At 39.5% G+C, this 21,860-nt stretch carries 23 protein-coding genes and 1 tRNA gene; 11 read left to right on the top strand and 13 right to left on the bottom strand.

Going from position 1 to position 21,860, the window contains the following annotated elements; genetic code table 11:
* Positions 1-4 precede the first annotated feature (4 nt).
* Positions 5-2,023 (bottom strand): GspE/PulE family protein, encoded by a 2,019-nt coding sequence (locus C6N34_RS10485; RefSeq protein WP_057178780.1) that lies wholly within the window; start codon positions 2,021-2,023, stop codon positions 5-7.
* 319 nt (positions 2,024-2,342) lie between these two features.
* On the opposite strand from C6N34_RS10485, the gene grpE reads away from it, so the two are divergent.
* From grpE to rsgA, 4 genes are all read left to right on the top strand, one after another.
* Positions 2,343-3,038, top strand: coding sequence for a nucleotide exchange factor GrpE (grpE, locus tag C6N34_RS10480; protein WP_369806407.1), 696 nt, complete (start codon positions 2,343-2,345; stop codon positions 3,036-3,038).
* A 284-nt stretch (positions 3,039-3,322) separates the two neighbouring features.
* On the top strand, positions 3,323-4,453 hold the full coding sequence (dnaJ, locus tag C6N34_RS10475) for a molecular chaperone DnaJ (RefSeq protein ID WP_006276280.1): 1,131 nt from the start codon (positions 3,323-3,325) through the stop codon (positions 4,451-4,453).
* 9 nt (positions 4,454-4,462) lie between these two features.
* Positions 4,463-4,705: a sulfurtransferase TusA family protein gene (locus C6N34_RS10470; protein WP_057178779.1), complete on the top strand. Its 243-nt coding sequence runs from the start codon at positions 4,463-4,465 to the stop codon at positions 4,703-4,705.
* A 25-nt stretch (positions 4,706-4,730) separates the two neighbouring features.
* Entirely contained in the window at positions 4,731-5,789 is a 1,059-nt protein-coding gene (gene rsgA, locus C6N34_RS10465; RefSeq protein WP_006276278.1) for a small ribosomal subunit biogenesis GTPase RsgA, read from the top strand.
* Here rsgA and C6N34_RS10460 read toward each other — a convergent pair.
* From C6N34_RS10460 to C6N34_RS10445, 4 genes are all read right to left on the bottom strand, one after another.
* Positions 5,790-5,861, bottom strand: a tRNA-Asn gene (locus C6N34_RS10460).
* 109 nt (positions 5,862-5,970) lie between these two features.
* Complete coding sequence (locus C6N34_RS10455) at positions 5,971-6,519, bottom strand: NYN domain-containing protein (RefSeq protein WP_006276277.1); 549 nt, start codon at positions 6,517-6,519, stop codon at positions 5,971-5,973.
* Positions 6,520-6,633: 114 nt separating this feature from the next.
* Entirely contained in the window at positions 6,634-7,299 is a 666-nt protein-coding gene (locus C6N34_RS10450; RefSeq protein WP_057178778.1) for an energy-coupling factor ABC transporter ATP-binding protein, read from the bottom strand.
* Position 7,300: 1 nt separating this feature from the next.
* Positions 7,301-7,588, bottom strand: a complete 288-nt coding sequence (locus C6N34_RS10445; protein WP_057178777.1) for a hypothetical protein — start codon at positions 7,586-7,588, stop codon at positions 7,301-7,303.
* Between the two features lie 306 nt (positions 7,589-7,894).
* Here C6N34_RS10445 and psbD point away from each other — a divergent pair, with 306 nt between their 5' ends.
* Positions 7,895-8,950 (top strand): photosystem II D2 protein (photosystem q(a) protein), encoded by a 1,056-nt coding sequence (gene psbD / locus C6N34_RS10440; protein WP_006276274.1) that lies wholly within the window; start codon positions 7,895-7,897, stop codon positions 8,948-8,950.
* A gap of 73 nt (positions 8,951-9,023) precedes the next feature.
* On the opposite strand, the gene C6N34_RS10435 is transcribed toward psbD, so the two are convergent.
* The gene (locus tag C6N34_RS10435; protein WP_115539361.1) at positions 9,024-10,457 is read right to left on the bottom strand and encodes a phospholipase D-like domain-containing protein; all 1,434 of its coding nucleotides are present in this window, start codon (positions 10,455-10,457) and stop codon (positions 9,024-9,026) included.
* A 133-nt stretch (positions 10,458-10,590) separates the two neighbouring features.
* On the opposite strand from C6N34_RS10435, the gene C6N34_RS10430 reads away from it, so the two are divergent.
* The 5 genes from C6N34_RS10430 to chlG all read left to right on the top strand — a co-directional run bounded on the left by C6N34_RS10430 (position 10,591) and on the right by chlG (position 14,779).
* Positions 10,591-11,739 carry a cysteine desulfurase family protein gene (locus C6N34_RS10430; protein ID WP_057178775.1) on the top strand — a complete coding sequence of 383 codons (1,149 nt, stop codon included), beginning with the start codon at positions 10,591-10,593 and terminating at the stop codon, positions 11,737-11,739.
* Between the two features lie 119 nt (positions 11,740-11,858).
* Positions 11,859-12,095 carry a hypothetical protein gene (locus C6N34_RS10425; protein WP_236107005.1) on the top strand — a complete coding sequence of 79 codons (237 nt, stop codon included), beginning with the start codon at positions 11,859-11,861 and terminating at the stop codon, positions 12,093-12,095.
* Between the two features lie 249 nt (positions 12,096-12,344).
* Positions 12,345-12,539 (top strand): cytochrome b6f subunit PetP, encoded by a 195-nt coding sequence (gene petP, locus C6N34_RS10420; protein WP_006276269.1) that lies wholly within the window; start codon positions 12,345-12,347, stop codon positions 12,537-12,539.
* A 74-nt stretch (positions 12,540-12,613) separates the two neighbouring features.
* Positions 12,614-13,714: a Get3/ArsA fold putative tail anchor-mediating ATPase NosAFP gene (locus C6N34_RS10415; RefSeq protein ID WP_115539363.1), complete on the top strand. Its 1,101-nt coding sequence runs from the start codon at positions 12,614-12,616 to the stop codon at positions 13,712-13,714.
* An 18-nt stretch (positions 13,715-13,732) separates the two neighbouring features.
* Complete coding sequence (gene chlG, locus C6N34_RS10410; protein ID WP_115539364.1) at positions 13,733-14,779, top strand: chlorophyll synthase ChlG; 1,047 nt, start codon at positions 13,733-13,735, stop codon at positions 14,777-14,779.
* A 2-nt stretch (positions 14,780-14,781) separates the two neighbouring features.
* On the opposite strand, the gene C6N34_RS10405 is transcribed toward chlG, so the two are convergent.
* Together C6N34_RS10405 and C6N34_RS10400 are read right to left on the bottom strand one after the other, a co-directional pair.
* Positions 14,782-15,909: an APC family permease gene (locus tag C6N34_RS10405; RefSeq protein WP_236107514.1), complete on the bottom strand. Its 1,128-nt coding sequence runs from the start codon at positions 15,907-15,909 to the stop codon at positions 14,782-14,784.
* 29 nt (positions 15,910-15,938) lie between these two features.
* Positions 15,939-16,529, bottom strand: coding sequence for a PrpF domain-containing protein (locus tag C6N34_RS10400; RefSeq protein WP_115539365.1), 591 nt, complete (start codon positions 16,527-16,529; stop codon positions 15,939-15,941).
* 31 nt (positions 16,530-16,560) lie between these two features.
* Here C6N34_RS10400 and C6N34_RS10395 point away from each other — a divergent pair, with 31 nt between their 5' ends.
* Positions 16,561-16,839, top strand: a complete 279-nt coding sequence (locus C6N34_RS10395) for a hypothetical protein (RefSeq protein ID WP_057178769.1) — start codon at positions 16,561-16,563, stop codon at positions 16,837-16,839.
* 20 nt (positions 16,840-16,859) lie between these two features.
* Here the strand turns inward: C6N34_RS10395 and C6N34_RS10390 are convergent, their stop codons facing one another.
* The 5 genes from C6N34_RS10390 to C6N34_RS10370 are packed head-to-tail and all read right to left on the bottom strand — an operon-like array spanning position 16,860 to position 21,780.
* Positions 16,860-18,155 carry a vWA domain-containing protein gene (locus C6N34_RS10390; protein WP_006276263.1) on the bottom strand — a complete coding sequence of 432 codons (1,296 nt, stop codon included), beginning with the start codon at positions 18,153-18,155 and terminating at the stop codon, positions 16,860-16,862.
* Positions 18,156-18,204: 49 nt separating this feature from the next.
* On the bottom strand, positions 18,205-19,233 hold the full coding sequence (locus C6N34_RS10385) for an RpnC/YadD family protein (protein ID WP_236107003.1): 1,029 nt from the start codon (positions 19,231-19,233) through the stop codon (positions 18,205-18,207).
* On the bottom strand, positions 19,214-20,278 hold the full coding sequence (locus tag C6N34_RS10380) for an RpnC/YadD family protein (RefSeq protein WP_236107001.1): 1,065 nt from the start codon (positions 20,276-20,278) through the stop codon (positions 19,214-19,216). The genes C6N34_RS10385 and C6N34_RS10380 overlap by 20 nt, the downstream gene beginning before the upstream one ends.
* A complete protein-coding gene (locus tag C6N34_RS10375; RefSeq protein WP_211942190.1) occupies positions 20,259-21,263 on the bottom strand; it encodes an RpnC/YadD family protein in 1,005 nt (334 codons plus the stop codon). Before C6N34_RS10375 ends, C6N34_RS10380 begins: the two co-directional genes overlap by 20 nt.
* On the bottom strand, positions 21,244-21,780 hold the full coding sequence (locus tag C6N34_RS10370) for an RpnC/YadD family protein (protein ID WP_236106999.1): 537 nt from the start codon (positions 21,778-21,780) through the stop codon (positions 21,244-21,246). Before C6N34_RS10370 ends, C6N34_RS10375 begins: the two co-directional genes overlap by 20 nt.
* Positions 21,781-21,860 lie beyond the last annotated feature (80 nt).

Raw genomic sequence — 21,860 nt, 5'->3', positions numbered from 1 at the left:
TTTCTTAATTAATTAATCTGGGGGTCAAACAATAAGGACAATCTAACCACTCTGGTTTTAGGGTAGCATCACAACATTGACATGTGAGACTATTCTGTCGTGAGACTTTTAATTCCCTATCTGTATATACCACCCGCTCCACTTCTTCTAAGGTCGTTATACCTTGACGAACTAGATTGAGACTATAACCCAATAGGGTTATCATTCCCTCTTCTAAAGCTGCTTCTTTAATTTTGGCTGTGTCAGCTTCTTGATTAATTAAACTTTGTATTTTTTGCGTAATTGTCATAACTTCATACACTCCACAACGCCCTTTGTAGCCAGTACCATAACAGTTAGGACAAATTTTGATTTTATTTGGGCTTTTTCCTATTAGTTCTGATGATATGGTATTAGCTTTATAGAAAATGACATTGCCTTCTTGCGCTAGGGATAAACCATATCTCCCTAGTTCTTGAACTGTAGGAGTATAGGGAATTCGACATGTGGGACACAGTCTACGCACTAACCTCTGGGCTAATACACCAATTAGAGAACTAGAAATCATAAATGGTTCAATACCCATTTCTAGCAAGCGGGCGATCGCTCCTGCAGCATCTATAGTATGCAAGGTAGTGAATACTAGATGTCCGGTTAGTGCTGCTTCAATTGCAGTTTTCGCAGTTTCCCCATCTCGTGTTTCTCCCACCAATAACACGTCTGGGTCTTGTCGCAGAAAAGCTCGCAGAACTGTGGTAAAGTCTAATCCCTTTTCTCTGATTACCTGTACTTGAGTCAGTCCCGGTAAACTGTATTCTACGGGATCTTCAACTGTACTAATATTAATTCCCGGATCATTTAATTCTGCTAGAGCAGAATATAAGGAGGTAGTTTTTCCAGAACCGGTTGGACCTGTAACTAAAATTAAACCTAGGGGTTTATGAATAATATTTTTAAATACCTGCAAAGTATGGGGATCAGTAATTATCTGATCTAGGGGTAATTTAGTGGAGGAATTGTCTAAAATCCTCAGACAGATTTTTTCTCCGTAGCGGTTGGGTAAGGTGCTGACTCGGATATCTACCTTTCTACCATCAAATACTCTGCGAATTCTGCCATCTTGGGGCAATCTTTTTTCGGCGATATCTAGATTGGAGATAATTTTAATTCGCGCGGTAACTGCAGGAATAATATGTTTGGGAATGGGGGGAATAGATTCCGATTCCCGCAGTACCCCATCGTTGCGAAACCGAATTCGTAAATATTCTTCTTGAGGTTCAACGTGAATATCTGAAGCACTATCTCGCAGGGCTAAAAAGAGAATTTTATTCACAAGATTAATAATTGGCTCATCTTGAGCTTCTCTCATGGCTACTGTCAAATCTAGATCTCCTTCTTCTAGTCTCTGCTCCATAACCTCAAGACTTAAACTTTCTAGGTCTTGGCTAATATCTGTGAATTGAGTTTGCTCTTTTTCTCTTGCTTCTTTGATTACTTCATCTGTGTATTGATTAATTAATATTTCGTAATCTTCTGCGGCAATTACTAGACGTTTAAACTGCCAGTTTGGCGGTTGTAATATCCTATTAAGGTAATCACATGCTGCTAAATTATCTGGCTCAACCATTGCTACTAACACCTGGGGTGGATTCTGATTTTCTTCCTTTCCTAATGGTAATAATCCATAACTACGACAAATATCTATTGGTATTAAACTCTCGGTCAATTCTCTGATAATATTCCAGTTCATTTGACTGACTTCTGGGTCTATATATTCTACACCATATAGTATTTTTAATTCAAATAAATGCTGTTTTTTACATTCTCTGATTAACTGGGGATCTAACTTCCCTCTGGCTATAGATTGTAAAACATCTGTTAATACTTTCCCAGATTCAAGACTTTCCATCACGGCCAGTTTCATCTGTTCCCTATGAATATGACCAGATTTAACTAGTTTGTTTACTAAGTTGTTCAGTACGGGAAGAGTGTTAGTTTGACTAGCACTAGTTTTGTCTAAACGTTTTTTAACCGAGTAAGTCATGGTAAGGTATACTAGTTTATATTTTTACTATTTTTAGCTTTTTTACCGAAATAAAGGATCCTACTTTAGAAACATTATATACTATACTTGTAACAGTGTAGTTTTTACATCCATATTATTATTATTCTTCTTATCCTCTATCTTTGCTTAAAACACATTGCCATATCTAAATAGCAATTGTATAATGTCCAAGTGGTGGTGGTTGAACAGACTCCCCCCGCAAAATATACAAATAGTCAAAACGGGCAAAATTATCGTGTCGTCGCGACCTGGGATTTTTGTCCGATTTTTAGGTGAATTAAGTAAACCATATTATTTAGTGATTGGAAGAACCAATAGAGGTAAAGCAATGACAAGCGAGTACCCAACCGGGATCAATTCTCAAGAATCTGACAGCACCGTGAGTGACCATCAACCTGCGGATGTCAATTTGTCGGAACAATCCACTGTAAGCGAGGAAAATGGTGTCCCTACAGTGGAAGAAGTAGTAAATAGGGATCTAATTACTCAACTGACTCAACAAAATCAGTCTCTAAAGGTTCAACTTGAGGAACGTAGTTCTCAGTACATGCGAATTGCAGCAGATTTTGACAACTATCGCAGACGGATCTCCAAAGAAAAAGAAGACACAGAAACACAGGTGAAAAGAAATACAATTATGGAGTTGTTACCTGTGGTGGATAACTTTGAGCGAGCAAGGGCACACCTTAAACCACAAGATGATGGCGAGATGACAATACATAAGAGTTATCAAGGAGTTTATAAACAGTTGGTAGATTCCTTGAAAAAAATGGGAGTGTCACCCATGCGTCCTGAAGGTCAGGAATTTGACCCAAATCTCCATGAAGCAGTTATGCGAGAACAGACAAGCGAGCATCCAGAAGGAACTGTTTTAGAAGAGTTGGTTCGTGGCTATTTTTTAGGCGATCGCGTGCTACGTCATGCCATGGTGAAGGTAGCTGCTGCCATAGAAGATACAGTTACGGAAGAAAAAGACCAGTCAGATCAAGATTAGATATAGTAAGTCAACCCGGAGATTACCACCTATCTCCGGGGGAACAGGTGACGGATTTCCACACCTACTGGTACGGTTACTTCCTGTAAGAGGTGGGCTGGTTTTTGTCATGGTAGGTAGCACAATTATAATATGGAAGATTCAATGTTGCACCTATCAATAACTTTCGCGAAAGACCGATTATAGGTTATGGTTAAGGTGTAATAAGTTCATTAACAAAAATTAACTATTGTCCGTCTGAATTCCAATTTTGCTCTCTTAGTTCTTACTCTTAACCGTAGTATATGGCCCGCGACTATTATGAAATCCTAGGTGTCTCCCGTGATGCCGACAAAGAACAAATTAAACAAGCTTATCGCCGTCAAGCCCGGAAGTATCACCCAGATGTGAATAAAGAACCGGGGGCGGAAGAAAAGTTCAAAGAGATTAATCGTGCTTATGAGGTTTTATCAGAAGCGGACACGCGAGAGCGCTATAACCGATTTGGGGAAGCTGGAGTATCGGGTGCTGCTGGATTCCAGGACATGGGGGATGCTGGGGGATTTGCCGACATATTTGAAAGCATTTTTAGTGGTTTTGCTGGGGGAATGGGGGGACCTGCTCAACAGCAAAGGCGACGGGGTGGACCGGTTCGTGGTGATGATCTCCGATTAGACCTGAAGTTGGAATTTCGGGAAGCAGTGTTTGGTGGGGAAAAGGAAATTCGTATTGCCCATCAGGAGAGCTGTGAGGTGTGTGGTGGAACAGGGGCCAAACCAGGAACCCGTCCCCGCACCTGTAGTACATGTAGCGGATCTGGTCAGGTGCGCCGCGTGACTAGGACACCCTTTGGCAGTTTTACTCAAGTTTCTACTTGTCCTACTTGTAATGGAACAGGCTCAGTTATAGAAGATAAGTGTGAGTCCTGTGATGGTAAGGGAATGAAGCAGGTAACTAAGAAGCTGAAAGTGACAATTCCCGCAGGTGTGGATAACGGAACCCGTCTGCGCATTTCTCAAGAAGGAGATTCTGGTCAGCGGGGTGGTCCAGCAGGGGACTTATATGTTTATCTGTTTGTTAATGATGATGAGGAGTTTCAACGGGATGGAATTAACATTCTTTCGGAGTTGAAAATTAGCTATCTACAGGCAATTTTGGGTTGTCGAATAGATGTGAATACTGTGGATGGTCCGGTGGAGTTAACTATCCCCCCAGGGACTCAACCCAACACAGTGATGAAACTTGAAAATCGGGGAGTACCTCGGTTGGGTAATGCGGTAAGTCGAGGGGATCATCTGCTGACAGTGTTAATTGATATTCCTACCAAGGTCACTCCCGAGGAACGAGAACTACTGGAAAAATTGGCTAAGATTAAGGGAGACCGCACCGGTAAGGGTGGTTTAGAAGGTTTCTTAGGTAATCTATTTAAAGCATGAGGTGTGAACATGAGCTTGTCTACCCCTGATGACCAATTAGATTTACGTGGAACCCCTTGTCCTATTAATTTTGTACGGACGAAGTTGTGCCTAGAACAAATGTCTGATGGCAGTTTACTCGAGGTTTGGCTGGATCCGGGTGAACCAATTGAGCAGGTTCCCGACAGCCTGACCATGGCTGGGTTTCATGTAGAAAATATTACTGACAAATCTGAGTATTTTTCCTTATTAGTACGTCGTCCCCTAGTCTGATGATATCATTAAACTTTATGAGATTATGACAGGAGATAGGATTGCTACCAATCAAGAATTGGTGGGTACGGTGTTGGCTGTGCAGGCCAATTTTTACCGTGTGCAGTTACAGGGGGGACTAATTCCCACTCTCCTGTGCACTCGCAGAACCAGATTGAAGAAAATTGGTCAGCAGGTAATGGTGGGAGATCAGGTACTGGTGGAAGAACCTGACTGGATGGGGGGAAGAGGTGCGATCGCTGATGTTTTACCACGAAAAACTGAATTGGATAGACCAGCGATCGCCAATGTAAATCAAATTCTCTTAGTTTTTGCACTTGCGGATCCTCCTTTGGAACCTGTGCAGTTAAGTAGATTTTTAATTAAGGGCGAGTCTACAGGTATAGATCTTCGGTTATGTTTAAATAAATGTGACTTAATCAAAGAGGATGAAAGAAGAGCAATTAGCGATCGCTTAGAGAGTTGGGGATACAAGCCAATTTTTTTGAGCGTCCAAGAGGGTATGAATATTGAGGAAGCTAGGGAATATTTAAAAAATAAAATCACGGTAATTGCTGGTCCTTCTGGTGTGGGGAAGTCCAGTTTGATTAACCAATTAATTCCCCAGGGAAACTTGAGGGTGGGAAAGGTTTCTGGTAAGTTGGCCCGTGGTCGTCATACCACTCGTCACGTAGAATTGTTTGAGTTACCCAATGGTGGTTTACTAGCAGACACACCAGGGTTTAATCAACCAGATTTAGGTTTTGCTCCAGAAGAGTTAATCTACTATTTTCCCGAAGGTAGAAAATTCTTAGAGAAGGGGAGTTGTCGATTTAGTGATTGTTTACATCGAGACGAACCAGGTTGTATAGTCAACAATGATTGGGAAAGATATGAATACTACCTGGAATTTTTGCAAGAGGCGATCGCCTACCAAACCATTTGTCAACAGCAGTCTGACCCTGAGTCCACCCTAAAATTAAAGACTAAAGGTCAGGGTGAGAATCACTACGAGCCAAAACTAGAAAGCAAGAAATATCGACGGGTTTCCCGTAGGGTGCAGGTACAGAACCTCCACCATTGGTATACAGAAAACCAGGAATAACTCCCCAGGCCGGATTCGAACCAGCGACCAATCGATTAACAGTCGATCGCTCTACCGCTGAGCTACTGAGGAAAACTCATCATCTTTAATAATATTAAACCAACATTCAGACAATGTCAAGTACCTCGGCGAGAATTTTTTCATTGATTTGCCAATTTTGTTTTTGGACCACCAACCAGGCCTAGAGACCCATTCTTAGACGAATTAACTTTTGTCTAGCTTCATCATTTATAGAATGGGATAAAAATCTACCCTTAGATTTTTTTTGTGATTGGTGTTGATTACGCATCTGACAAACCTTTGCTTCTACCTGGTTACATAATTGTCTGGCTGATAACCACTCCGCACCATAGCCTTGAACTACTAACTGTTGAGCCCGGTCTGAAGTGGCTACAATTACGCGAGAAACTAAACATTGTGCAACTTGGTGACGTAGACCCGCACAAACCTTTTCGATATAAGTATCAGCAGTTTGTCCAAACTCTGTATAGTGGACAGTGAGGAAATCAGTAATCATTTCCCTATTGCTAGGGGTGTTCTGATAATGGGCGTCAAAAACTATATGAGACTCATATCCTTCAAACGCGCTGTAGTTGGTGATTAGTTCCACCAAATGGTCGCGAGCTGCTTCCATACTAGAATCATCACGGGTTTTTTTGAGACAAGGCCATGAGCCTATAATGTTGTAGCCATCCACCAGTAGAATGGATGGAATAGTAGAAGGGGGCATGGTTTCTAATCACAATTACTAAAATAGACAAAAATCATCCATAAGATTCATAGTAATTGAAGAATTGAAGCAATGCTGATTACACCATGCTACAGAGAACAAAAAAATCTGCTTTCATTGGGATCCGGTTAACCGCTGTTTCAGGAGTTCCGGATCCCCAGCTGCTACTAAAACCCCCTGCTCCAATAAAAAAGCACCATCACAATAATTTAACTCCTCTAGTCTATGGGTAACCCACAGAGCGGCAATAGACCGAGTTTTGACTAATTGACGCACAGTCGTCACCAACTCTAATTGACTATCAGGGTCTAATAAAGCGGTGGGTTCATCCAATAATAAAACTTCACAGTGACGAGCGATCGCTCCAGCAATAGCCACACGCTGTTTCTGTCCACCAGAAAGGGCATAAATAGGTCTGCGTTGCACAGATAGCAAATTAACAGCTTGCAAAGCCTCCTCTACTCTGGCCTTAACCATAGAAGTAGAAAGTTTTTCCGGAACCAGTCCAAAAGCCACATCAGCTCCCACAGTAGGCATAACTAACTGGTGATCGGGATTTTGGAAGACAAAACCCAGAGGAGATAAAATGTCAATCCTACCGGATTGTGGAACTAATAGACCGGCAATTAACCTCAAAAGAGTTGACTTCCCACTACCATTAGTCCCTAAAAGCATCCAAAATTCACCTTTAGGGACAGTAAGAGAGCAAGATTTAATTGCCTGCTCTCCATTAGGCCAAAAGAAGTTTAAATGTTCAACTTCGATGCCTGATGATGTCATCTTATACCTGAGTTTCCTCCTTAACGGTAAAGGCGGCAAACCCGGGAAGCTTACCACTACTACTAGCAACACCATCCTTTTGGAGGATTTGTACTCCCGAAATTTCACTGGCTAGGACAGCAATTTTCTTTTCAGTTTTGCCCTCACACTTAAGTTCCACAATAGCGGGACTGCCAGATCCCATAGCCGCCAAAATCAGTTGGTAAACAGCTTCAGCATCTTCCGCTGATTTACGCTGTACTGACATAGAGAAGGCGGTGTTTCTAATGCTTATGTCGATAGTAAACATTTACAAATAATTAAATTTGACTGATCGTAGGAACTATTCTAACCTGTTCAGAGCCATCCTACCGCTCTTCTGTCAGGGGAAAAATTAAAAAAAATTAAGGAAAATTAAAAAAAATTAAAAAAAACTAAAAAAAACTTATTACCCCTAGAAAAATTAGAGATTTGCACTTATGATAATTTACAGACAGTAAAAAATTGTAAACTGGACAGCTCAGTTAAAAGTCTGCTTGGGGAAGGTTGTATGATAACTATCTGCACGCTTCTACGGGCTTTCTAGAATCGTAATTATAAAATACGGAGATTTTCCATGACTATTGCAGTTGGACGCGCCCCTTCCAGAGGGTGGTTTGACGTATTAGATGACTGGTTGAAGCGCGATCGCTTTGTATTTGTAGGTTGGTCAGGAGTATTACTATTCCCCTGTGCCTTCCTAGCATTAGGCGGTTGGTTAACCGGTACTACTTTCGTTACATCTTGGTATACCCATGGTTTAGCCTCCTCCTACTTAGAAGGAGCTAACTTCTTGACAGTAGCAGTATCCACCCCTGCAGACAGTATGGGACACTCCCTATTATTTCTATGGGGTCCAGAAGCTCAAGGTGACTTTACCCGCTGGTGTCAACTAGGTGGTTTGTGGCCCTTTGTTGCTTTACATGGTGCCTTTGGACTAATTGGCTTCATGTTGCGTCAATTTGAAATTGCTAGACTAGTAGGTATTCGTCCTTATAATGCTCTGGCATTTTCCGGTCCGATTGCCGTATTTGTCAGCGTTTTCTTGATGTACCCCTTGGGACAATCCAGCTGGTTCTTTGCACCTAGTTTTGGCGTAGCAGCCATATTCCGGTTCCTATTATTCCTCCAAGGTTTCCACAACTGGACCTTAAACCCCTTCCACATGATGGGTGTAGCAGGAATCTTAGGTGGAGCTTTACTATGTGCTATCCATGGTGCAACAGTAGAAAACACCCTATTTGAAGATGGCGAAGGTTCCAACACCTTCCCCGCATTCAATCCTACCCAATCAGAAGAAACCTACTCCATGGTGACAGCAAACCGTTTCTGGTCACAGATTTTCGGGATTGCTTTTTCCAACAAGCGCTGGTTACACTTCTTCATGTTGTTTGTACCCGTTACCGGATTGTGGATGAGTGCTGTAGGGATTGTAGGTTTAGCATTAAACCTGCGAGCTTATGACTTCGTATCCCAAGAATTACGGGCAGCAGAAGACCCAGAGTTTGAAACATTCTATACCAAGAACATTTTATTAAACGAGGGTATCCGAGCTTGGATGGCGCCTCAAGACCAACCTCATGAACAGTTTGTCTTCCCAGAGGAAGTATTGCCACGTGGTAATGCTCTGTAAGATGTTCATAATTCAATAATCTATTCAATAAACTCCATCTCTATCTTTATCAACAAGATAGAGATTTTTTTTGTTAAAGATTTTTACCTTGTGTTTCTACTGGCAAACATTCTTGTATTTCCTGGTCTATTTTAGCTTTGATTGTGGAAGGTAATTCTAGCTTAATAGTTTGGTAAAGACGATGGAATTCCCTTTGAAAATGTGCTGCTACCGTGGGATTTTCCACAATAATTAAACTTTCATCATTATTATGATTTGCAGCTTCTGACCAGTTATGAGAACCAGTAATTACAATTTGGTGGTCAATAACCGCAAACTTGTGGTGTAGTACGTCTCCTGGTAATAAACTGGGTACTCCTACTGTGGTAATAGGATTTTGCCAGGGGCGATTATCCTTTTCATATTTACAGTTATCACTAATAGATATACCCATCATATCTAAAGCTTCACTGTAGTAGCGGTGAGCAAATTGAGCATCTATTAAAGCTCGGATCTTAACATTTTGATTATGGCGATTTTCCAAGATGTTGGCAATTTTTTGGTCAGAAAAAACAAATAATGCCATATCTATATTTTCCACTGCCATATTGAGAGTTTTACCAATTAATCCATTAGTAGACTTACTCCAGATTTGGGTACGGGAAAGAGGGGAAAACTTTACGGTTATTTGGCTATTACCTGCGGTAATCTTTTGCCACGGACGTTGAGGTTTTTGTAGTCCGAATTTACTATCTAATTTACCTCCTGGTCCATCGTCCCACATAATGTTAAATTCTTGGGTGAATAAATTGGCCAATTCTGGACTGTCAATTTTCACTAAGTTATTAGCATTCCCTAAACTCTGGAGATTATTCACATCTCCAAAAGTATCACTAGGGGTGAAATTGGCAGAACTAATAATTACCAATTTACTATCTATAACCATAAACTTATGGTGCATTAAACCACTACCTTTAGAACCATCAGCAGTATCATCTATCCAAGGAATTTGGCTATTTTGAATCATGGCTATGGCATCTCGTTGTTTAATTTCTTCAGAGGTAATTTTCCCGTCCTTATTAATATCTATAAGGGATCTCAAGGTTTGCTGTTTGTTCTTCTCTCTCCAAGGTAAGTTTTGCACCATCCTAGAGTTTAGATCTTGCCAAGGAAGAGAATACTGGTTTTCTAAGATTAACCTAATTTCCACACCAGCTCGTTGTTTTTCTATTAATGCTTGGGCAATTTTTGGTAATCTTAATTCCTGCACAGCTACATCTATGGTGGATTTTGCTTGTAAAATGCTATGGATGATTTGTTTTTCTAAATCATCCCCTAAACGGGTTTGCAAACGGTAGCTTTCTTGATATTCTGAAGATTGGGCATGATTGAAGTAAACTTGAATCAATGGATCCTGGGGTAGGGGTGGTAAAAGCTGACGGGAGGATGGTATTTTTTGACAACCACTGATGGTGGAAAAAAATAAGAGGATATAAAACGAATTTTTCAACTTAGATGGTATGCACATAGTCAGCTGATAAAATTTTTAAAAACATTCCTAAAGCCATTTTTAAAAACAAGCAACACTGTTATACAATATCTTATTATAAGACAACGCAGCACTTCTGGCCACCTTTCCCCCCACTATTAATGCTAATGCTATGCAAATTTATTTAGATTACAGTGCAACTACTCCAACCCGCCCAGAAGCCATTGCCATAATGGAATCAGTGCTAAAAGAACAATGGGGTAACCCCTCCAGCTTGCACCAATGGGGTAATCGTGCAGCATTAATTTTGGAAACTGCCAGAATACAAGTAGCAGGGTTAATCAATGCTGTTCCAGAATCTATCATTTTTACTTCGGGGGGAACTGAATCAGACAATTTAGCAATTATGGGCGTGGCACAATATTATCACCAACCTCAACATATCATTATTTCCAGTGTAGAACACTCGGCAATTTCCGCACCCATAAGCATGCTGGAAAGTTGGGGTTGGCAGATTACCCGTTTACAAGTGGATAGAAAAGCTAGGGTCAATCCGGAAGATCTAAAGTTAGCTTTTAGGGATAACACTGTTCTAGTATCTATCATTTATGGACAAAGTGAAGTGGGTACGGTACAACCCATACTAGACCTGGCTAAAATAACTAAGTCAAACAATGTTTTATTTCATACTGATGCCGTACAAGTTGGCGGAAGATTACCATTAGATGTCAATAGTCTACCAGTAGATCTATTAAGCTTATCTAGTCATAAAATTTATGGTCCCTTGGGTGCAGGTGCTTTATATGTTCGTCCAGGGGTGCAGTTAATACCCCTACTAGGTGGAGGAGGTCAAGAGAATAATCTCCGCTCTGGTACACAAGCACTACCAGCTATAGCAGGTTTTGGGGTAGCTGCAAAATTGGCAGGTCAAGAACTGGAAATGGAAAGACCACGATTAATTCAGTTGCGCGATCGCCTATTTAGTAAGTTAGCACATACTCCGGGTTTAATTCCCACGGGGGACATGGTGGAAAGATTGCCACACCATGTTAGTTTTTGTATAGACTACGCAGACGGAGAAAGAATCAGTGGTAAGACTCTAGTACGTCAGTTAAATTTAGCTGGTATTGGTATTAGTGCGGGTGCAGCTTGTAATAGCGGCAAATTAACTCCCAGTCCAGTGTTAGTGGCTATGGGTTACGGTGGGAGATTGGCTTTAGGGGGAATTAGATTAACGATAGGGAAAGAAACCACAGTAGCGGATATTGATTGGACTGTTGTAGTCTTGCAGCAAATCTTACATAGATTGTTGAAATATTAACCAACCAGCATTTTCTGGATCATTTGTAGGTGCTTGATTTTTCCGGTTCATATTTTAGTTCAAGAATTAAGTATTTGATATATTATGGTTTTATTAATACCAGAGAAAAGGTTAAATCTATGACAGCCAAAGACTTGTTCAACAATCATGAGGACATTACTGACCCTCGCCACAAAAAAACCCATCAGTTTACTATCAGCGCTAAAGCTGAGAATGGAGAACTTTACACTGACTTAGATCATGGTCAGTGGAAAGCATCTATAGAGGCAATGTATCAACACAAGAATACTAAAATTGTCTTTGAAATGGGTGAAAAAAGCATGACTGCGACAATACAAGGCAGTTGGGAATGGTGATTGACACAGTTGGGTAGGCGTTCTGAACACCATTGCCAGTTTTTCCAAATATGTCTGAAACCCGATTGATATCCTTACCATTCTATTGGGTTTCATACTTCAACCCAACAACCTACGTTCATCTTATATTTAATTCCACCCACCCAATTATTGCCTTCTGGAACCTCTAAAAATTTTCACGAAAATGCTGTCTGTAAATAAGGTACTAGATTCGGGTAAAATGAAGTCTGGACTATTGGAGTGTCACCTATGAAAGTTGGACAGGAAGTAAAAGTGTTTCGTTTGCGCGATCGCGTATCCTCTGCTATAGCTGAAAAATTAGGCAAGGTTGGTGTCATCGAGGATTATAAAATAACCGATGGTAATGGCGTGGGTTTTGTAGTTAAATTTGAGGATAAGAGCAGCACTTGGTTTTTTGAGGATGAACTCAAACCAGTCTCTTAAATATACTTCAAAGCATAAGCTAAAATTCCCTAGTTAGTGTTAAACTGGAGTTGACAGTATTTGGAAATTACGCGATGGCATTGATACTAACATTTTTAGGTAAAAACGGTATTGGTCGCAGCAAAATAGCGATCGCTGCGGCCCGGTTTTTGGCAAGTCAGGGAAAACGGGTACTTCTAGCAGGACTAGCGGATCCCACACTACCGATTTTATTAGGAACTAGTCTATCTGCGGATCCTGAACAAATTGCTCCTAATTTAGAAGCAGTGCAGTTTCAGGTCTCTGTTATGCTAGAGCGAAATTGGGAAGAGGTAAAAAAGCTAGAGGCACAATATCTACGTACGCCCATTATTCAAGACGTGTACGGACAGGAATTGGTAGTATTGCCAGGTATGGACAATGCTCTAGCGCTCAATGCTATTCGTGAATATGATGCCAGTGGTAAATATGACGTAATTATCTATGATGGTACTGGCGATATTTTTACCTTGAGGATGCTGGGAATGCCTGAATCTCTTAGCTGGTATATTCGACGTTTTCGTCAGTTGTTAGCCAATTCTGATTTAGGTAGGGCAATTTCTGAGTCACCCCTGATTCAACCGGTAATTACTAGCCTGTTTAATGTGAATTGGACTGCTGAAAATTTTGCTCAGCCAGCTAACCAAATCAATAACTTTCTTGATCAGGGGAAAGCAGCCTTAGCTGATCCTACTCGTGTCTGTGGCTTTTTAGTGACAACAGCAGACTCTATTGATGTAGCCAATGCCCGTTATCTTTGGGGGACTGCCCAACAAGTTGGTTTAACTGTTGGGGGAATAATTCTCTTATATGCCGATACAAGCAATAATTTATCCACAGAGTTTGCTCCCTTACCCGTTAGTATGGTTCCCGATATATGCTCGGGAAACTGGCAACCAATGATTGATGCTTTACCAAACTTTGTTGAACATGCAGCTAAGGCTCCTAAGCCGATAGAAATAGACGTACATAATAAACAGGTACGACTGTTTTTACCAGGATTTGACAAAAAACAGGTGAAACTAACTCAATCTGGTCCGGAGGTGACGATAGAAGCAGGAGACCATCGCCGCAATATCTTTTTACCCCCAGCACTTAGTGGTAAACCCATTACCGGAGCTAAGTTTCAAAATAGTTATTTGATTATTTCTTTTTAAAAAGATTAAGTAGGTCTTATGTCTGAATCCGCCCCTATAAATCACAATTCTCAGCCCCCAACAGTGGAATCCATAAATCAAGAATCCATAGATACAGAAAATTCAGGAGAACGCACATCTAAAACTCGTCAACTTTTAGGAATGAAAGGTGCAGCATCCGGAGAAACATCCATCTGGAAAATTCGGTTACAGTTGATGAAACCTATTACCTGGATTCCCTTAATTTGGGGCGTGGTCTGTGGTGCAGCTTCTTCTGGTAACTACAGCTGGAGCTTAGAAAATGTTTTGAAAGCAGCACTTTGTATGTTACTTTCAGGTCCCTTACTAACTGGTTACACCCAAACCATTAATGATTATTATGACCGAGAAATAGATGCTATCAATGAACCTTACCGCCCAATTCCTTCCGGAGCAATTTCTGAAAAACAAGTAGTTAGTCAGTTTGTAATTTTATTATTATTGGGCTATGGAGTTGCTTATATTTTAGATATATGGGCGGGTCACACATTCCCTAATGTTTTGATGCTGTCGGTTTTTGGCTCTTTCGTTGCCTATATTTATTCAGCTCCTCCATTAAAATTAAAACAAAATGGTTGGTTGGGTAACTATGCTTTAGGTGCTAGTTATATTGCCTTACCTTGGTGGGCGGGTCATGCTTTATTTGGTGAATTAAATTGGAAAATTGTGGTTCTTACCCTATTTTACAGTTTGGCTGGTTTGGGGATTGCTATTGTCAATGACTTTAAAAGTGTGGAAGGCGATCGCCAGTTAGGTTTAAATTCATTACCGGTGATGTTTGGCATTCAAACTGCGGCTCTAATTTGTGTGGTGATGATAGATGTATTCCAAGGTTTAGTAGCAGGTTATCTAGTCAGCATTCATGAAAATCTATATGCGGCAATTTTGGCATTATTAATCATTCCCCAAATTACTTTCCAGGATATGTATTTCCTAAGAGATCCTATCGGTAATGATGTGAAATACCAGGCCAGTGCTCAACCGTTTCTAGTTTTGGGAATGCTAGTTACTGGTCTAGCACTGGGCCATGGGGGAGGTGTTATGTGATATTAGTCCTTGGTTATTAACTGAATATTCTCCGAGGTATAAAGCTGACGGAATATAAAACGCCAGATTAATCCCACAATGACTAATCCTAAACCAATTGTCCAATAATACCATTCAATACAGAAGGCTAACACTACTGAACTGCACAAAGAAAACCAAGATATCCACTTTGGATATAATCTTTCTTGATCCCCAATTTGTAATGCTGACAAACTGGTAATAAAACTGCGGTATAGTGCACCAAAAGTGCCAAAAGACCATGTTACCCTTACATCACCAATTAATACTAAAACCGCAATTGCAATACCCACAAAGATAACGGCAAATTCTGGTGTTGTTCCTGCAGTGTTCAGTTTGGCAAACAATTTAGGCATATCTCCCCTTCTTCCCATGGCTAAAAGTAATCGAGAAACGCCTAAAACAGTTGTTAGCAATATACTTAACATGGAAGTAATTGCACCTAAAGCCAATAGGTTAGAGACTAAAGGAATACCAAAACTATCAGCTACAGCCTTTAATGGAGCAGCGTTTGTTCTTGTCGCAGCAGCAAATGATTCTGCCCCAATGGAACCTAAACTAACCAGTGAAACACCAATGTACAGAACCATTGTTGTCACCACGGTGAAAATAATTGCCCTTGGTATACTTTTTTTAGGGTCAACAATTTCTTCGCTGACCATAGAAATCCGAGCAGCACCATTATAAGAAACAAACATCAGAGCTACCGATTGCAAGAAACTAGTTGCTCCCTGATAAGAGTTTATTCCCGAAAATGTTAATTTTCCCCAACCATGGGAAAAGCAGAAGAATAGACCTGCAGTAATTAAACCCAGTAAAGAAGCCATAGTGATTAAGACCACTACAATCGTTGATATCTGGGAACTGCGCATACCACCAAACACAATCAACGTAATAATAACTACAGCTATTTCCGCTACGGGGATTAAAATACCTGCATCAGCAAGACCAATATTGTTTAAAAGATAACCAGAAAATCCCAAAGCCGCTGTGGCGGCTACAGCAGTTTTACTTAGAAGATAGATCCAACCTCCTGTAAAACCTAACCAAGGAGTTAAGTATTTATAACCATATTCATAAATACCACCACTAACCGGATGGCTAACAGCCAGTTGAGCTAGATTAACACTATTACAAGCTCCTAATATTCCTGACAGGTAACCTCAATTCCCTCGATTTCTTCCCGACAATGGCCCGTTGGTAACAACTGACCGGTTTTAGATCCCACAACCTCCATAAAATTCATCACAACTGGTGCTGCTGCTCCTGGTACTCCGTCAATAGACGTGTTACCATCATACATAATTTCAGATTGGGGAGTTTGTACTACAGTTTCAACTAATGAATTGGTGTTTAAGTTGCGAATTTTCACCTTGGTTATGGGATCTAACGCTGAGACCAAACCTCTTTTAATAGCAGCATGAGCAACTGCGGCGGTCATGTTACCACAGGATGGGCTCCAGTCAATCAAATTCTGATTAATGCTAACCTGTCCAAAAAGAAAATCTATATCTGCCCAATCGTGATGAGATGGAGAGAAAATCACAACCTTACTAGTTAATGTTGTTGCACCCCCTATACCATCTATTTGTCTTTCATCTGGTGAACCCATAGTTGCCAAAATTATTTTGTCCCGGGTGGTATGGTCATCAGGTAGATCTCCAGACAAAAAAAATGGTCCACGGGATGTTCCACTGCGAAATAGTAGACAGGGTATCGCTAACTGATTCATTCTTAAAACCTACCTTACTTGAATTTTTACCATGTTAAATTTCTTTTCTGTTCTGATTCACATAATTAACAATCTACAACCATTATTAATCCCTATCTGCTTTGTGATGGCATGGAGTATAATTACCCTATTGGTAGTAAATTTGTGGACTGCAACTAAGGATACTGTACAAATTGCCCAAAAAATGCACCAGATCCCCTGTCCTAATTGTCAGTTCTTTACCAACAATTATCGTCTCAAATGCACGGTTAATCCTTACACAGCTAGTACCGAAGCAGCTATTGGTTGTAAGGACTATATTGGCAGTTAGGAAAAACAACCAAACTAGCACTAATTCGCTTGTACCTCACGTTTGAGATATTCTCCCCAGTAGTAAAAGGGAATTATTCCCCCAACTATTACAACGAACAGTATGGATATAACCATAAATAAACGATTTGCCAAAGGGAGCGATCGCCCAAATACAGGCATGATATATTCTACCAACTTTGACTCACCTTGACTGTTTTCATCCTTGACTCGTACCTGGACTTTATGTAAAGTTCCTCGTTCTGCATTGGGTTGGATATAGCTAATTTGGTATTCTCCTAATAGAGCGTTGAGAAACAATTGTAAATTCTCTGCTATTGCTTTCTCATCTCCAGAAAACTCTGCAATTCCACCGGTCAAATTAGCAATTTCTGCCAATCTTGTTTTATCGACAAATTCTGCTTCAGGAACCTTATTTGCATTAACATCTTGACGGGTAGCTGGACGGTTGAGTCCATATTTTACTCCCAATTGTTCTGGTGTTAATCCATATCCTAAAGTGTGTACAGTAATATTTTCATAATCTTTCAACAGGGATTTTAACTCACTAAAATCTCGATATTCATTCATAGCATTGTGATAGCCATCAGATAACAGGATGATTGATAGTCTTGGTTGGGGATCTGACGAATTTTCTGGTAGGGTAAAACGTGGATCTTCTGGATTACCTAAAAACTGCAAGGACTTCTTTAAAGGTTGATATAAATTGGTAGATCCACAAGGATTCAAAGTAGATAAATATTCCAAACTATTTTGCAGTTTAAAATCACTAGCTGATATAAATTTGTCCAATGTATCCTTATCTACAGGGTATTCTGGACAATTTTTCCCTGCTTCACCAAAGGGAACTATGGAGATTTGCGTATCTCCTCCCCTCTCACTAGAAACTTTAGCAAATTGCCCAATTGCATTAATTGCACCTGTGATTTTCTTACTACCACCGCTATCCGTTTGATTCATGCTACCACTAAAATCTAGTAAAACAATAATCCACGCTGGGGGCGGTACTGTTTCTTCTGGACTTTTCCAGTCCTTGGGTTTAAATTTGAATTTTTTGCCATCCAGTTTTAACTCAAAATTATTTCTCTCTAAACCCATCACTGGTCTACTTTCTTCTCCTAACACTTTGATTTTAATGGTAACCCTATCATCTTTAATAGTAGGACTATCCACAATCTCAGCCTTTTTAATTCCCGCTAAAGTGGGACTAATTAAACTGCTCATTAAAAACAAAGATAGGGTCAGAGATTTGCCAATTAAACAAGTTTTTAAACGAAAATAACTCAATGTGTAATTTTTTTTAACTACATTCAACATTTCTACCTCCTAATATTGGGTTAGTGCTTCTTTCCATGGCTTATTATAATTAGCTTTTATCCGACTTATTTGACTCAAACTTTTTGGGAGATAATTTTAATAAGGATTGGTGAAAATCTTCAAAACAATCAACTTTGATTGCCAACTTTAGTAGCTCATCCAAAATTGGTAATACTGATATTGTGTCTACCTCTTTGGCAATTGTCTCTGGTATGTCACCTAATCGGGTTTTCAACACCAGTTTCACATAATCATGAGCTTTTTCTAATGTGCCAATTTCCTTGCCAATTTCCTTGCCAATTTCCTTACCAATTTCCTTACCAGTTTCTATTCCTTTTAACTCGATATTAGTTAATAGTGGCATTTTTGTTTCCTCCTCAAAGCTCTTTATCTTATTCTCCAAACTTTCCTGTGATTTTTTAGGTAGCGTCATCATTGTATCAATGATTCCCAGCAATCTAACTATCTGGTTTTTATCTAACCCCCCGTTATATAGTCCTCGGATTAAAATCCATTTCCATTTTTCTCTCTCCCCTGGTTTCCCCCTAGTTGCTTTTGTTTTTAGATGTGCCATTATCACTATAGCAAAAGGATTATTACTTTCTTCCAGTTCTGACCATTTTTCCTCATAGCTGAGTAGTTTCACCACGGGAAATTTCAGACTTACCTCACACCCTCCTAAGCTATAATTATAACTTTCTGGTTTCCAATCAGCTTTTTCATCTCCCAAAATTGCTAGACTAATCACCGGTTTTTGATATAGGTCAAAAGCACGGTAATTATAAATATACATCCTCTTTTGGAATTCTTCCTCATATTGACTTTGAATTTCAATGTGAATCAACACCCAGATTTCTTCCCCACTAACTAACCAGACTTTATACAATTTATCTGCAAAGCGCCTTTTCGTTTTTGATAAGGCTGTAATTCTTTGCAGTTCTTTATCTAGAGACTCTGGTGTTTTTCCCCAATCAATTAATTGGTGAATTCCCGGAAAGAAGAAAAGCAGAAATTGTTCAAAATACTCCGTTAGTGCTTCTTTCCATGGTTCGTCATAATTAGCTCTTATCCGACTCATTTGACTCAAACTTTTTGGGAGATAATTTTAATAAGGATTGGTGAAAATCTTCAAAACAATCAACTTTGATTGCCAACTTTAGTAGCTCATCCAAAATTGGTAATACTGATATTGTGTCCACCCCTTTGGCAATTGTCTCTGGTATGTCACCCAATCGGGTTTTCAACACCAGTTTCACATAATCATGAGCTTTTTCTAATGTGCCAATTTCCTTGCCAATTTCCTTGCCAATTTCCTTACCAATTTCCTTGCCAATTTCCTTACCAATTTCCTTACCAATTTCCTTACCAGTTTCTATTCCTTTTAACTCGATATTAGTTAACAGTGGCATCTTTGTTTCCTCTTCAAAGTTCTTTATCTTATTCTCCAAACTTTCCTGTGATTTTTTAGGTAGCTTCATCATTGTATCAATGATTCCCAGCAATCGAACTATCTGGTTTCTATCTAACCCCCCGTTATATAGTCCTCGGATTAAAATCCATTTCCATTTTTCTCTCTCCTCTGGTTTTCCCTTAGTTGCTTTTGTTTTTAGATGTGCCATTACCACTATAGCAAAAGGATTATTACTTTCTTCCAGTTCTGACCATTTTTCCTCATAGCTGAGTAGTTTCACCACGGGAAATTTCAGACTTACCTCACACCCTCCTAAGCTATAATTATAACTTTCTGGTTTCCAATCAGCTTTTTCATCTCCCAAAATTGCTAGACTAATCACCGGTTTTTGATATAGGTCAAAAGCACGGTAATTATAAATATACATCCTCTTTTGGAATTCTTCCTCATATTGACTTTGAATTTCAATGTGAATCAACACCCAGATTTCTTCCCCACTAACTAACCAGACTTTATACAATTTATCTGCAAAGCGCCTTTTCGTTTTTGATAAGGCTGTAATTCTTTGCAGTTCTTTATCTAGAGACTCTGGTGTTTTTCCCCAATCAATTAATTGGTGAATTCCCGGAAAGAAGAAAAGCAGAAATTGTTCAAAATACTCCGTTAGTGCTTCTTTCCATGGTTCGTCATAATTAGCTCTTATCCGACTCATTTGACTCAAACTTTTTGGGAGATAATTTTAATAAGGATTGGTGAAAATCTTCAAAACAATCAACTTTGATTGCCAACTTTAGTAGCTCATCCAAAATTGGTAATACTGATATTGTGTCCACCCCTTTGGCAATTGTCTCTGGTATGTCACCCAATCGGGTTTTCAACACCAGTTTCACATAATCATGAGCTTTTTCTAATGTGCCAATTTCCTTGCCAATTTCCTTACCAGTTTCTATTCCTTTTAACTCGATATTAGTTAACAGTGGCATCTTTGTTTCCTCTTCAAAGTTCTTTATCTTATTCTCCAAACTTTCCTGTGATTTTTTAGGTAGCTTCATCATTGTATCAATGATTCCCAGCAATCGAACTATCTGGTTTCTATCTAACCCCCCGTTATATAGTCCTCGGATTAAAATCCATTTCCATTTTTCTCTCTCCTCTGGTTTTCCCTTAGTTGCTTTTGTTTTTAGATGTGCCATTACCACTATAGCAAAAGGATTATTACTTTCTTCCAGTTCTGACCATTTTTCCTCATAGCTGAGTAGTTTCACCACGGGAAATTTCAGACTTACCTCACACCCTCCTAAGCTATAATTATAACTTTCTGGTTTCCAATCAGCTTTTTCATCTCCCAAAATTGCTAGACTAATCACCGGTTTTTGATATAGGTCAAAAGCACGGTAATTATAAATATACATCCTCTTTTGGAATTCTTCCTCATATTGACTTTGAATTTCAATGTGAATCAACACCCAGATTTCTTCCCCACTAACTAACCAGACTTTATACAATTTATCTGCAAAGCGCCTTTTCGTTTTTGATAAGGCTGTAATTCTTTGCAGTTCTTTATCTAGAGACTCTGGTGTTTTTCCCCAATCAATTAATTGGTGAATTCCCGGAAAGAAGAAAAGCAGAAATTGTTCAAAATACTCCGTTAGTGCTTCTTTCCATGGTTCGTCATAATTAGCTCTTATCCGACTCATTTGACTCAAACTTTTTGGGAGATAATTTTAATAAGGATTGGTGAAAATCTTCAAAACAATCAACTTTGATTGCCAACTTTAGTAGCTCATCCAAAATTGGTAATACTGATATTGTGTCCACCCCTTTGGCAATTGTCTCTGGTATGTCACCCAATCGGGTTTTCAACACCAGTTTCACATAATCATGAGCTTTTTCTAATGTGCCAATTTCCTTGCCAATTTCCTTACCAATTTCCTTACCAGTTTCTATTCCTTTTAACTCGATATTAGTTAATAGTGGCATCTTTGTTTCTTCCTCAAAGTTCTTCATATCATGTTTCATATGATTTTCATCAATTTCATCTAATGCTTTGGTTAGAGTTTCTCTAATCCACTTATTTCTATTCGCTCCGAAGGTATTGTTAAGCCTAGTCAAAAGAGATTTAGTAACCCACAAGCGAAGTTGAGCATTATTAGGTTCCCCTTCACTAGAAAATTGATATTTTTTGAGTTCAGGGTTTCCACCAGGTCTAGCCATATTTTTATCCTTGTTAGTTTTGGGATTAAATTGAAACTCCCCACTTCCCAATTATTTTAACTAGTTTGCTTCTCTAATGA

The sequence above is a fragment of the Cylindrospermopsis raciborskii Cr2010 genome (genome assembly GCF_003367075.2).
Lineage (GTDB): Bacteria > Cyanobacteriota > Cyanobacteriia > Cyanobacteriales > Nostocaceae > Raphidiopsis > Raphidiopsis raciborskii.
This window is presented reverse-complemented; position numbering and strand designations above follow the sequence as displayed.